Raw genomic sequence first — 12,177 nt, 5'->3', positions numbered from 1 at the left:
CGGCCCGCCCCGCCGCGGATGGCAGACTGGGTGGGTGGAGTACCTGCCGGTTCCGGACCTCGCCGCGTATTTCGGCGGCGCCTGGCGGCTGGACCGGGAAATCCTCACCGCCGACGGCGCCCCGGCGGGCGAGGTCACCGGAACCGCCACCTTCACCGAGACCGGCGGAGTCCTCGTCTACCGCGAGGAGGGGGAGCTGCGGCTCGGCGGCCACACCGGGCCGGTCACGCGAACCCTGCACTACCGCCCGGCGGGTCCCGGCCGGGCGTCCGTGCACTTCGACCACGGCGGCTTCTTCCACGACCTCGACCTGCGCGAAGGCCGCTGGACGGCGGACCACCCCTGCCGCGCCGACCACTACCGCGGGGAGTACCGCGTCACCGGCGCCGCGCGCTGGCGGCAGGAGTGGGCGGTCCGCGGGCCGGCGAAGCACCACGTGATCGTCACGCGGTTCAGCCGGTGACGGACCGGTTCAGACGATGCCGCCGTTGGCGCGCAGCACCTGGCCGTTCACCCAGCGGGCCGGACCGGCGAGGAACGCGACGACCTCCGCGATGTCCTCGGGCCGGCCGAGCCGCTCGAGCGGCGGCTGCTTCGCCATCCGGGTGACGGTCTCCTCGTCCTTGCCGTCGAGGAACAGCGCCGTCGCGGTCGGGCCGGGCGCGACGGTGTTCACGGTGATGTCGCGGCCGCGCAGCTCGCGCGCCAGGATCATGGTGATCGCCTCGACCGCGCCCTTGGTCGCGTTGTAGACGCCGTAGCCCGGCAGGTTCAGCCCGAGCACCGACGTCGAGGTGGTGATCACGGCGCCGCCCTCGCGCACCCGGCGCGCGGCCTGCTGGGCCACCGCGAACGTGCCGCGGATGTTGGTGCGGTGCACGCGGTCCAGTGCCTCGAAGTCGGTGTCCGCGATCGGCGTCGGCGGGTTCATCACGCCGGCCAGGTGGGCGACCACGTCCACGCCGCCGTAGGTGCGTTCCGCGGTGTCGAACAGCTCCGCGACCGCGGCCGGGTCGGCCACGTCGGCGCGGACGGCGATCGCGCGGCCCCCACGTTCGGTGATGGTCTCGACGGCGGCCGTGGCCTCCTTCTCGTTGCCGGCGTAGTTGACGACGACCGCCATGCCGTCGGCGGCCAGGCGCTCGGCGACCTGGCGGCCGATGCCGCGGGAGCCGCCGGTGACGATCGCGACGCGGGGTTGGGTGGTGGTGCTCATCGATGGCCTTCTTCCGGGTCGGGCGACGTCCGTATCGCCGCTTCCGTTGTTCTGTTATCGACGATAGCACTCTGCTGGTAGCAACGCTAGCTGTTTGTTGTTACCGTCGTTACACCCTCGTCGGGGCGCGAGCATCCGGACGCATGGACGCGGCCGGTCGGCCGAATCGGGAGGTCAGGGCACCCGTCGACGGTTTCGGAGCGTGAAATCCGGGAACACCGGACGCATCGGGGGGCTCGACATCCTTGAAGGAGTTTGTGCGATGCCCACATGGCTGATCGTCCTGATCGTCGTCGTGGCCGTCGCGGTGCTCGGCGCCGTGATCTGGCTGGTGACGCAGGAAATGCAACGAAAACGGCTACAGAAGCGGTTCGGGCCGGAGTACGACCGCACGGTCGCGGAGAAGGACAGTCCCCGTGCCGCGCAACGCGAACTCGCCGAGCGGGAACGCCGGCACAAGGAGCTCGACATCCGTCCGCTCTCGGCGTCGGCGCGCGAGCGGTACGCCCAGCAATGGGCGCGGGTGCAGGAAAAGTTCGTCGACCAGCCCTCCGCCGCGGTCACCGAAGCCGACCACGTCCTGGTCGCCCTGATGGCCGAACGCGGCTACCCGACCGAAGGGTACGAGCAGCAGCTCTCCGACCTTTCCGTGCGGCACGCGAAGACTCTGGAGCACTACCGCGCCGCGCACGCGACGCAGCACGAGCGCAGCGGAGCGTCCACTGAGGACCTCCGTGACGCGATGGTGCACTACCGCACCGTGTTCGAGGACCTGCTGACCGACGGCGCCGACGAAGAGCGCCACGACCGTGGCCACCACGAACAGGACCACCACGAGCGCCGGAACGGTCACGACCACAACGGACACGACCGCGCCGACACCGAACGTCAAGCGACCGCGCAGCCGCGGACCGAATCGAACGGAGGACGCTGACCATGACCGATCACCTGACGAGGCACAGCACCGAGCACGACGACGACTTCGCCGGCCGCGAGGACGTCCGTGAGCCGGACAGCGGCGACTTCCGCGACGGCGGCGACAGCGCCGAAGTCCCCGGCCAGGACCGGGCCGGCTTCCGCGAACCGGGTACCGGCGACGACCGCGATGCCGACCAGAACCTGAGCACCGCCGACCTGGCGTCGGCCGGACGGCAGGACGCCGACGACAGCACCACCACCACTCCCGCCGAATCGGGCGGGGACGTGGAGTCGCCCGCCGAGGCGGGCGGGGACGTCGAAACGCCCGAGCTGATCGACGAGGAGAAGGTCACCGGCTTCCGGGACCGCTGGCAGAACGTCCAGACCGGCTTCGTCGACGACCCGAAGCAGGCGGTCCGCCAGGCCGACGAGCTGGTCGCGGCCGTGATCAGCGCATTGGCCACCACGTTCGCCGAGCACAAGAGCGAGCTGGAAGCCCAGTGGCAGCAAGGCGAGCCGGCCACCGAGGAGCTGCGGATCGCGCTGCGCCGGTACCGCTCGTTCTTCGACCAGCTGCTGCCCCGCTAGCGGGAACCGTTTGCCGGCGGGCATGATCGGGTAGGACGCCGGGGGACGGCATCAGCAACGGGAGGCAGCCGATGAACGTGGCCGATCTGCTCGTCGACGGGTTCAGCCGGGTCAAGGGCACAGTGCACGCGGCGGTGGAAGGACTCACCGCCGAGCAGCTCGCGACCCGGCTGGACCCGCGCGCCAACTCGATCGCCTGGCTGGTGTGGCACCTCACCCGGGTCCAGGACGACCACGTCGCCGACGTGGCCGGGACCGAGCAGGTGTGGACCGGCCAGGACTGGCTGTCGCGGTTCGGCCTCCCGTTGCCGGCGGGCGACACCGGCTACGGTCACCGCCCGGCCGACGTCGAAGCGGTCCGGATCGACAAGCCGGACCTGCTCACCGGCTACTACGACGCCGTGCACGAGCAGACCATCCGGTTCGTCACCGGGCTCGATGACGCAGCGCTCGACCGGATCGTCGACGAGGGGTGGGACCCGCCGGTGTCGCTCGGGGTCCGGCTCGTCAGCGTCCTCGACGACGACATCCAGCACGCCGGGCAGGCGATGTTCGTCCGCGGCGTGCTGGAGCGCGGGCACTGATCCGGCCGAAAGCAAGCCGGCCCCCGCGCGGCACGCAACCGTTGCCGCGAAGCCATTCGGCCGTGACTGTGGTCGGATCGGTACCGATCGGCAGAGGAGCTCAGCGGTCCTCGTAGCCCTCGCCGCGGTGGTCGGCGAGGCGCTGCGGGCCCGGGCCGCCGGCGCCGAGCCGGTCGCCCGGGTTGGCGAGCCGGCACTTGGCCAGCGACATGCAGCCGCAGCCGATGCAGTCGCTCAGCTGGTCGCGAAGCTGTTCCATCTGACGGATCCGCGCGTTCAGGTCGTCCTGCCAGCACCGCGAGATCCGCGCCCAGTCGGCGCGGGTGGGGGTCCGGTCGTCGGGCAGGAGGGCGAGCACTTCGCGGATCTTCGACAGCGGCATGCCGACCCGCTGGGACATCCGGATGAAGGTCACCCGCCGCAGCGCGTCGCGGCAGTAGCGGCGCTGGTTGCCGGCGGTGCGGCGGCTGCGGATGAGGCCTTCGTCCTCGTAGAACCGGAGCGCCGACGCGGGCACGCCGCTGCGCAGGGAGAGTTCGCCGACCGTCAGGTCGGGCAGCGGCCGGGCCGTCGCGTTCACCATGCGCGCCAGCCAACCACAGGCGCACGCTTGACTTCAAGCGAACTTGAAGTCCCATTCTGACCCGGACGGCGACAACGCCGCTAGGTCAAGGAGGAAGTGTGTCCGAAGCTCCCGTGAGGGTCGCGGTCATCGTCGGAAGTGTCCGGGAAGGACGGTTCGGCCCGGTGGTGGCGGACTGGCTGGCCGGCGTCGCGGGTGAGCAGGGCGGGTTCGAGGTCGACATCGTCGACCTCGCCGAGCCCGACCTGCCGCTGGCGCTGCCCGCGTTCGGCGCCACGCCGTCGGCGGCCGTCGTCGCCGAGGTCGGCAAGGTGGCCCCGCGGCTCGCGGCCGCCGGCGCGTTCGTCGTGGTCACCCCGGAGTACAACCACAGCTATCCGGCTTCGCTCAAGAACGCCATCGACTGGCACCGCGCCGAGTGGGAGGCCAAACCGGTCGCCTTCGTCTCCTACGGCGGGATGTCGGGTGGCCTGCGCGCGGTCGAGCACCTGCGGGCCGTCTTCGCCGAGCTCCACGCGGTCACCATCCGCGAGACGGTCAGCTTCCACGGCGCCCACACGCGGTTCGGTCCCGACGGCCTGCCGAAGGACGACGGCGCGGCAGTGGCGGCGAAGGCCATGCTGGACCAGCTGAGCTGGTGGGCCAGGTCGCTGGCGGAGGCGAAGGCGGTCCGGCCCTATCCCGGGTGAGCCCGGTGCGCCGGCGACGCTCACGCCTGGCACGTCTGGTACGGCAGCTGGACGTCCGTCCCGGCGAGGGCGATGGTGCCGTCGATGGCGTATCTGCCCTGGGCCGCGAGCGCCGCGAACGCGGTGCAGACCAGCTGGTTGATCCCGGCGCCGGCGATCGGCTTCAGCGGGAACGAGACGACGATCGTCGCCGGCGGGCCGGGGGACAGGGTGATCGCGCCGGTCCGGTGCAGGAGCGCCGTCCGGTACCCCCTGGCCTCCTCCGCGGGTGTCGGTCCCGCCAGCAACATCGACAGTGCTGTCTCGACGCTTACCGCGCTCTCAGTGGGCCGTGCCACCGGGGCCGCCTGATCGCCGAGGAGGAAGTAGAGGATCACGTCGGCGCCGAGCTCGCTGCCGGCCGGGCTCCGCAACGTCGGCGCCGGTCCGGCGGGGATCACCGGCGTCGGCTTGATCCCGCACGCGCTCACCAGCAGCAGCAGGGCCAGGACGAGGAGCTTCTTCACCACGCCTCCCGGGGCACGCGCAGCTCGAACCGGGCGCCGGCGCCCGTGTTGGCCGCGACGATGTCACCACCGTGCAGCCGCGCGTTCTCGCGCGCGATGGACAGCCCGAGCCCGCTGCCCTCGGACCGCGCCCGAGCCGTGTCGGCCTTGGCGAAGCGGTCGAAGACCCGCGGCAGCACCTCTTCGGGGATGCCCGGCCCGTGGTCGGTGACGGTGAGCACGACGTCGCCGCGCTCTTCCCGCAGCGCCACCTCGACCGGCGGCGCGCCGTGCCGCAGCGCGTTGCCGACGAGGTTCGCCACGACGATGTCGAGCCGCCGCCGGTCGAGCCGGGCCGCGATCCCGGACGGCAGCTCGGCGACCAGCTCGGCGCCGGGTTCCCAGCCCCGGGCGGCGAGGGTCTCGGTGACCGCCGCGGCGACGTCCAGCTCCTCCCGGCGCAGCTCGGCCCGCCCGGCGTCGAACCGGGAGATCTCGATCAGGTCCTGTACCAGCCGGGTCAGCCGCCGCGTCTCGGCCGACACCAGCCGTGCCGCGACCGCCGTGTCCGGCGGCAGCTGGTCGGCGTCCTCGTCGAGGACGTCGGTGACCGCGTTCATCGCCGCCAGCGGCGTCCGAAGCTCGTGCGAGACGTCGGCGACGAACCGCCGTGCGTCGGCCTCCATCGCGCGCAGCGTGCCCACCGTGCGCTCCAGCTCCGCCGCGGTGTTGTTGAACGTCGTGACCAGCTGCGCGAGTTCGTCGGACCCCTTCGCGCGCAGCCGCACGTCCAGCCGTCCCCGGCCGAGCTGGTTCGCCGCGGTGTTCAGCGCGCGCACCGGCCGCAGCACCTGCCGCGCCGCCAGGAGGGCCACCGCCACCGCGAACGGGAGGGCGAGCGCGGAGTACAGCCAGGCCTGGCGGGCCAGTGCGTCGATCGCGGCCTGCTGCTGGCTCAGCGGCACCATCGTGTAGACCTCGATGCCGCTCAGCTGGAGATCTGTCCCGATCTGCACCGGCACGCCGACGAAGAACAGCGGTATCCCCTGGGCGTCGACCCGCTGGAACTGGATGTTCGTGCTGGTGGCCACGGCCTGGCGCAGCTCGGCGGGCACGCTGTCGAGATCGATGCCCGGCCCCGAGCGCATGCCGTGGTAGGCGACGACCGCGTTGCTGGACTTGAGCGCCGTGGCGAACGCGTCGAGCGTGGCCTGGGACGGTGGCAGCGAAACGGTCGGCAGGTACGCGGCGACCTGGTCGCGCAGCTTCAGCATGGTCTGGTCCTGGATGCCTTCCAGGATGGCGGTGCGTGCCGAGCCGTAGCTCACGCCCGCGGCGGTGGTGGCGCCGAGGATCATGATCGCCGCGAAGGCGGCGACCAGCCGGAACCTCAGCCCGGCGAGCCACGACCGGATCGGCTTCACGACCGGCCGAACCGGTAGCCGAACCCCCGGACGGTCTGCACGTGCTCCGGCTTCGCCGGCACGTCTTCGATCTTCGCGCGCAGCCGCTGCACGCACGCGTCGACGAGCCGGGAGTCGCCGAGGTAATCGTGGTCCCAGACGGCGGAGAGGATCTGCTGGCGGCTGTACACCTGCCCGGGCGTGCGCGAGAGCTCCAGCAGCAGCTTCAGCTCGGTCGGGGTCAGCGACACCGGGGCGCCGCGCTTGGTCACCTCGAGCCCGGCCCGGTCGATCACCAGGTCGCCGTGCCGTTCCTCGGGCCGCGCCGGTTCGCTCGGCCGCTCGCTGACCGCCCGGCGCAGCACGGCCCGGATCCGCGCGTCCAGGACCCGCGGCTCGACCGGTTTCGCCACGTAGTCGTCGGCGCCGGCTTCGAGCCCGGCCACGACGTCGAAGTCGTCGCTGCGCGCGGTGAGCATGATGATCGGGATCGGGCCCGCCGTCCGCATCCGGCGGCACGTCTCGAAGCCGTCCATGCCGGGCAGCATCAGGTCCAGCACGACGATGTCGGGCCGGTGGCGCACGAGCACCTCGATACCGAGCTCGCCCGATGCCGCGGTGTGCACCACGTGTCCCTGGCGACGCAGGGCGAGCTGCAGCCCTTCCCGCACCGCCGCGTCGTCTTCCACCACCAGTACCTCGGCCACGGCGCCATTATTCGGAAAAGCGCACTTCATGGCGACCCGCGCGGATCTTGTAGCAAAACCATGACATCACCCTGACGGGATCTCGAAACGCCGGTTCCAGACTCGGAGTCATGGCAGTGATCTTCTTCGAGGCGTCAACCGTCACCCCGCCGGCCGGCACCGTCCGCCACCCGCTCGTGACCCGGGCCGTGTCCCGCACCGCGGTGCTCGCCGCGAGCGCGGCCGGGTTCACCCTCGCCTTCGTCGCGGCCTACCTGCTCTTCGTCCGCACCGAGGCGGGGCGCGGTGTCGAGAACGGCGTCGTCCGCAGCGCCCAGTCCGCGGGCACCACGGTGGCGTGGGCGGCACCGCTGCGGAACCTGGACCTCGTGGTCGCGCTGGGCGGTGTCGCGGTCCTGCTCGTGGTGATTTCCCTGCTGCGGCGCCGGTTCGCGCTCGGCGTGATGGCCTTGGTCCTCCTCGCGGCCCCGCTGGTGGTGGCGCAGTTGCTCAAGCTCTACGTCCTGGAGCGGCCCAGCACCGGCGACCGGTTCGGCGTCGCCGCCCACAACAGCTTCCCGAGCGGGCACGTCAGCGCGGCGATGGCCGTGCTGGTGGCGCTCGCGATCGTCCTGCCCCGCCGGTTCCGCCTGCCGGCCCTCGTGGCCGGCGGAACCGGCGTCGCCTGGGTCTCGGCCGCGGCCGTGGCGCTGGGCTGGCACCGGTTGAGCGACACCGTCGGCGGCTGCCTCCTGGTCGCCGCGGTCACCTGCGCCGGGGCGGCGGTGGTGTCCGCCCGCCGCCCCGACGGTGACCGGGTGCCGCCGGTGCCGGTGCTGTGCGGCCTGCTGGCCCCGCCCGCCCTGGTGCTCGCCGGGTTCGCGGTGCTCGGCACGGCGACGTCCGGTGCCGCCCAGTTCGTCGCCGCGATGGTGCTCGCCGCGCTGTCGGCGATGGCGGTCGTGGTGCTGCTCACCGGGCCGCTGCGCCGGGTCACCTTCGATCCGGCCGAAGGGCGTGTGCGCCGGCTCCGGCGCCGCTGACCGGGCCGGGGCTCGGGCGCCGCCGCGCGGTTCGCGTCCCGACGCGGCGAACTCGCGTGCCCAGCGGGTCGGCTCGTGTGATTGGAGGGGCATCGCGCGTGTCTGGAGGGGCATCGCGTGTGATTGGCGGGGCGACAGGCCGACGCAGGTTCGGCGGCGGGACCAGTTTCGCGAGATTGGCCCGCGACATCGTCCGGGTGGGCCGCCTAACGTTCGGGAGATGCACCCGAGGCTTGCCGAAGACCTGAACTCCCTGCCCGATCTCCTTGACGCCGCAAGGAAACTCGCCGGCGAGGCGCTCGCCGGGCTGTCCGAGCGGGCGGCCGCCGTGCCGCCCGGCGCCGTCACCCGGGCGGCCCTGCCCGTCGAAGGCGCCGGGGGCAGGGGCGCGCTGGAGGAGTTCTCGCGACGCTGGGAACCCGGCTTCGCCGGGAGCGCGGGACCCCGCTACCTCGGGTTCGTGACCGGTGGCGCGACACCGGCGTCGCTGGCCGGTGACTGGCTCACCGCGGCCTACGACCAGAACCCCGCCAGCGGAATGGATTCCTCGGCGCAGGACCTCGAACGCGAGACCGTCGGCTGGCTCGCCGAACTGTTCGGGCTGGGCGCGGAGTTCTCCGGCGCGTTCGTCACCGGGGCCACGATGTCGACGGTGACCGGCCTGGCCATCGCGCGGGAATGGCTCGGGGAACGGGCCGGCGTGACGGTCTCCGAAGAGGGCGTCGCCGCGCTCGGCCCGGTCACCGTGCTGTCCGGCTCGCCGCACTCGAGCGTCCTCAAGGCGTTGTCGTTCCTCGGGATGGGCCGTTCGGCGCTGCGGAAGGTGCAGGTGCTCCCCGGCCGGGAAGCCGTCGACGTCGCGAAGCTCGCCGAGGTGCTCGAAACGCTCGACGGTCCGGCCGTCGTCGTCGCGAACGCGGGCACCGTGAACACCGTCGACTTCGACGACCTGCGTGCGATCGCCGAGCTCAAGCAGCGCCACGACTTCTGGCTGCACGTCGACGCCGCGTTCGGCGGCTTCGCAGCGCTGGCCCCGGAGCACGCGGCCCTGGTCGCGGGCCTCGACGAGGCCGACTCGGTGGTCGTCGACCTGCACAAGTGGCTCAACGTGCCCTACGACTCGGCCGTCCAGTTCACCCGTCGGCGCGACCTGCAGGTGCGGGTGTTCAGCAACAACGCGGCCTACCTCGGCGAAATCGGCGAGACCCCGGACTTCCTGCACCTCACGCCGGAGAACTCCCGGCGGCTGCGCGCCCTCCCGGCCTGGTTCTCCCTGGTGGCCTACGGCCGCGAAGGACATCGCGAGATCGTCGAGCGCTGCGTCGCGCTCGCCCGGGACCTGGGTGCGCGGATCGAGGGCTCGCCGCGCTGGCGGCTGCTCGCGCCGGTGCGGCTCAACGTCGTCTGCTTCACCCCGGCCGGGGACGCCGGCCAGGACCGGATCGACGCTCTCGTCCGCGCCATCGCCGAGGACGGGACCACGTTCCTGACCCCGACCAGTTATGCCGGCCGTCCCGCCCTCCGGGCCGCCTTCAGCAACTGGCGGACGACCGCCGCCGACGTCGAGCGCGTCTTCGCCACGCTGGAGCGCGTGACCGGCGGCTAGCTGCGGTCCGACTTCGGCATCAGGTACTTCCACGGCGACGCGCCGGCACCCAGTTCGCACGGCACGTGCACCAGCGCCGGGCGGCCCGAGGCGAACGCCTTGTCCAGCGCGCCGCGCAGGTCGTCCGGGGTGCGCGCGGTCAGGCCGAGCGCGCCGAACGTCTCGGCCAGCCGCGCGAAGTCCGGGTTGCGCAGCCGCCCGCCCAGTGCCCGGCCCTCGAACAGCCGCTCCTGGTCGAGGTGGACGTTGCCGTAGTAGCCGTTGTCGAACACCACCGCCACGACGTTCAGTCCATATTGGACGGCCGTGGCGAGCTCCTGCGCGGCGAACATGAAGCCGCCGTCGCCGGCCACCGAAACCACCGGACGGCCGGGGAAGGCCGCCTGCACGCCGAGCGCCGTCGGGTAGCCGAAGCCGAGCGTGCCCTGGTGGCCGCAGGTGACGAAGGTGCGCGGGGCGTAGACCTCGAACCCGAAGTAGGACGCGAAGCCGACCTGGCAGATCTCCTCGACGAAGAACCCGTCGCGGGGCAGCACGTCCCGGATCGCCCGCAGGTACTCCAGTTCCGGCCCGACGTCGGCGAACCGCTCGGCCACGGCGGCCTTCAGCGCGGCGAACTCCGCGGTCCGGTCCGTCCGTCGCGGACCAACGGCGCCGGCCAGCGCGGCCGCGGCGTCGGCCGAGTCGGCGACGATCGCGACGTCCGCTTCGAGCCGGGTCGCCTGCCGCGGGTCGATGTCGAGCAGGATCGTCTTCAGACCCGCGGGTTTGTCCGGCCAGCGGAACCAGGACAGCTCCATCCGCGACCCGATGCCGACCACGACGTCGGTCTCGGCCCACCGTTCGAAGCCGGAGACGCAGGTGAAGCCGAGCGGGTGGTCGTCGCCCACGACGCCGCGCCCGCCGCGGAACGGCACCACCGGCGCCTGCAGGCGCTCGGCCAGCGCCCGGACCTCGGCGGCCGCGTGCCGGGCGCCGCCGCCCACCATGATCATCGGATTCTTGGCGCCGGCCAGGAGTTCCGCGGCCGCCGCGACGGCCTCCGGGTCGACGACGGGCCGGGGCAGTGGCAGCGGGCCCACCGCTTCGGCCGGCCCGCGCAGCCCCAGCACGTCCCACGGCACCGCCAGCGCGACCGGCCGCGGCCGGCCACCCGCCGCTTCCCGGAACGCGGTCGCCAGCGCGTCCGGGACCTCGGCGGGGTGCTCGGCCAGCGCCGACCACTTGGTCATCGTGCGCAGGGTCGCGAGCTGGTCGGGCATCTCGTGCAGGTGCCCGAGCCCGCGGCCGAGGTACGCGCGCGGGATCTCGCTCGTGAGGCACAGCACCGGTGCGCTCGCCCCGTACGCCGACAGCAGCGCGGCCGAGGAATTGAGGAGGCCAGGGCCCGGCACCACGGTGTAGACGCCGGTGCGGCCGGTCGCCTGGGCGTACCCGAACGCCATGTAGGCCACGGTCTGCTCGTGCCGGGCGCCGATCACCCGGATCGCGCCGTCCGCGCGGGCGAGGCTGTCGAACAGGTCGTAGGTCTGCACGCCGGGCAGGCCGAAGACGGTGTCGACGCCGTGGGCCCGCAGCCCGTCGACGAGGAGGTCGGCCGCGGTCGGGGCGGGCGAGGGAATCGGCATCGGCACGGCCTCCTGAGCGTCGTCCGTCGGCAGGACCATATATGGTTTCCTACATGATCAGCGTGTCGTCGGGAAGACCGGTCACGAAGTCCCAGCTGGCCTACGAGACGATCAAGGCCAGGATCCTGGACGGCCGCTACGGCCCGGGGTACCGGCTGGTGCTCGACCAGATCGGGCGTGAACTCGACGTCAGCGCGGTGCCGGTCCGGGAGGCGCTGCGCCGGCTCGAGGCCGAAGAGCTGATCCAGTTCGAGCGGAACGTCGGCGCCCGCGTGGTGGCCATCGACCCCACCGAGTACCGGCACGCGATGCAGACCGTGGCGATCGTCGAGGGCGCGGCCACCGGCCTCGCCGCGCCGCTGCTCACGCCGGAGGCACTGGCCCGGGCCCGCACGCTCAACGAGCGGATGCGCCGCAGCCTCGCCGAGTTCGACCCGCTCGCCTTCACCGCGCTGAACGCCGAGTTCCACGAGGTGCTGTTCAGCGCCTGCCCGAACCCGAACCTGGCCGAACTGGTGCGGCGCTGCTGGACCCGGCTCGCCGCGGTCCGCGACAGCACGTTCTCGTCCGTGCCTGGGCGGGCGCCGGCGTCGGTCGAGGAGCACGAGCGGTTGCTCGCGCTGATCGAGGCCGGCGGTGATCCGGGCGAGGTCGAGCGGTCCGCCCGGGAGCATCGGCTGGCGACGCTGGAGGCGTATCTCGCCCGGCAACGGTGACCGGGTGCTTGTCCTGCGGGGGAGGCGATGTC

Annotated in this window: 14 protein-coding genes; 8 read left to right on the top strand and 6 right to left on the bottom strand. The window is 72.7% G+C overall.

The window, feature by feature from the left end:
- Positions 1–34: 34 nt before the first annotated feature.
- The gene (locus AB0M82_RS02340; RefSeq protein ID WP_364716826.1) at positions 35–463 is read left to right on the top strand and encodes a DUF6314 family protein; all 429 of its coding nucleotides are present in this window, start codon (positions 35–37) and stop codon (positions 461–463) included.
- Between the two features lie 9 nt (positions 464–472).
- Here the strand turns inward: AB0M82_RS02340 and AB0M82_RS02335 are convergent, their stop codons facing one another.
- Positions 473–1,216, bottom strand: a complete 744-nt coding sequence (locus AB0M82_RS02335; RefSeq protein WP_364716824.1) for an SDR family oxidoreductase — start codon at positions 1,214–1,216, stop codon at positions 473–475.
- Positions 1,217–1,478: 262 nt separating this feature from the next.
- Between AB0M82_RS02335 and AB0M82_RS02330 the strand changes: the two genes are divergently transcribed.
- The 3 genes from AB0M82_RS02330 (at position 1,479) to AB0M82_RS02320 (ending at position 3,306) form a co-directional block, all read left to right on the top strand.
- The gene (locus tag AB0M82_RS02330) at positions 1,479–2,150 is read left to right on the top strand and encodes a hypothetical protein (RefSeq protein WP_364716822.1); all 672 of its coding nucleotides are present in this window, start codon (positions 1,479–1,481) and stop codon (positions 2,148–2,150) included.
- A 2-nt stretch (positions 2,151–2,152) separates the two neighbouring features.
- Positions 2,153–2,722 carry a hypothetical protein gene (locus AB0M82_RS02325; RefSeq protein ID WP_364716820.1) on the top strand — a complete coding sequence of 190 codons (570 nt, stop codon included), beginning with the start codon at positions 2,153–2,155 and terminating at the stop codon, positions 2,720–2,722.
- Positions 2,723–2,793: 71 nt separating this feature from the next.
- The gene (locus AB0M82_RS02320) at positions 2,794–3,306 is read left to right on the top strand and encodes a DUF664 domain-containing protein (protein ID WP_364716819.1); all 513 of its coding nucleotides are present in this window, start codon (positions 2,794–2,796) and stop codon (positions 3,304–3,306) included.
- Between the two features lie 100 nt (positions 3,307–3,406).
- Here the strand turns inward: AB0M82_RS02320 and soxR are convergent, their stop codons facing one another.
- Positions 3,407–3,889 (bottom strand): redox-sensitive transcriptional activator SoxR, encoded by a 483-nt coding sequence (gene soxR / locus AB0M82_RS02315; RefSeq protein WP_364716817.1) that lies wholly within the window; start codon positions 3,887–3,889, stop codon positions 3,407–3,409.
- Between the two features lie 98 nt (positions 3,890–3,987).
- On the opposite strand from soxR, the gene AB0M82_RS02310 reads away from it, so the two are divergent.
- Complete coding sequence (locus AB0M82_RS02310; RefSeq protein WP_364716815.1) at positions 3,988–4,578, top strand: NAD(P)H-dependent oxidoreductase; 591 nt, start codon at positions 3,988–3,990, stop codon at positions 4,576–4,578.
- 20 nt (positions 4,579–4,598) lie between these two features.
- On the opposite strand, the gene AB0M82_RS02305 is transcribed toward AB0M82_RS02310, so the two are convergent.
- The 3 genes from AB0M82_RS02305 to AB0M82_RS02295 form a co-directional block, all read right to left on the bottom strand.
- Positions 4,599–5,084, bottom strand: a complete 486-nt coding sequence (locus tag AB0M82_RS02305; RefSeq protein ID WP_364716812.1) for a hypothetical protein — start codon at positions 5,082–5,084, stop codon at positions 4,599–4,601.
- Complete coding sequence (locus tag AB0M82_RS02300) at positions 5,081–6,421, bottom strand: HAMP domain-containing sensor histidine kinase (RefSeq protein ID WP_364717517.1); 1,341 nt, start codon at positions 6,419–6,421, stop codon at positions 5,081–5,083. Before AB0M82_RS02300 ends, AB0M82_RS02305 begins: the two co-directional genes overlap by 4 nt.
- A gap of 62 nt (positions 6,422–6,483) precedes the next feature.
- Positions 6,484–7,173 carry a response regulator transcription factor gene (locus AB0M82_RS02295; RefSeq protein ID WP_364716811.1) on the bottom strand — a complete coding sequence of 230 codons (690 nt, stop codon included), beginning with the start codon at positions 7,171–7,173 and terminating at the stop codon, positions 6,484–6,486.
- Positions 7,174–7,283: 110 nt separating this feature from the next.
- On the opposite strand from AB0M82_RS02295, the gene AB0M82_RS02290 reads away from it, so the two are divergent.
- A complete protein-coding gene (locus tag AB0M82_RS02290; protein WP_364716809.1) occupies positions 7,284–8,195 on the top strand; it encodes a phosphatase PAP2 family protein in 912 nt (303 codons plus the stop codon).
- Between the two features lie 220 nt (positions 8,196–8,415).
- Positions 8,416–9,801 carry a pyridoxal-dependent decarboxylase gene (locus AB0M82_RS02285; RefSeq protein WP_364716807.1) on the top strand — a complete coding sequence of 462 codons (1,386 nt, stop codon included), beginning with the start codon at positions 8,416–8,418 and terminating at the stop codon, positions 9,799–9,801.
- Here the strand turns inward: AB0M82_RS02285 and AB0M82_RS02280 are convergent.
- Entirely contained in the window at positions 9,798–11,468 is a 1,671-nt protein-coding gene (locus tag AB0M82_RS02280) for a thiamine pyrophosphate-dependent enzyme (protein ID WP_364716806.1), read from the bottom strand. The two genes, AB0M82_RS02285 and AB0M82_RS02280, sit on opposite strands and share 4 nt — an antisense overlap.
- A 2-nt stretch (positions 11,469–11,470) precedes the next feature.
- Here AB0M82_RS02280 and AB0M82_RS02275 point away from each other — a divergent pair, with 2 nt between their 5' ends.
- A complete protein-coding gene (locus AB0M82_RS02275) occupies positions 11,471–12,145 on the top strand; it encodes a GntR family transcriptional regulator (protein ID WP_364716804.1) in 675 nt (224 codons plus the stop codon).
- Positions 12,146–12,177: the final 32 nt, after the last annotated feature.

The sequence above is a fragment of the Amycolatopsis sp. NPDC051128 genome (genome assembly GCF_040682715.1).
Taxonomy (GTDB): domain Bacteria; phylum Actinomycetota; class Actinomycetes; order Mycobacteriales; family Pseudonocardiaceae; genus Amycolatopsis.
This window is presented reverse-complemented; position numbering and strand designations above follow the sequence as displayed.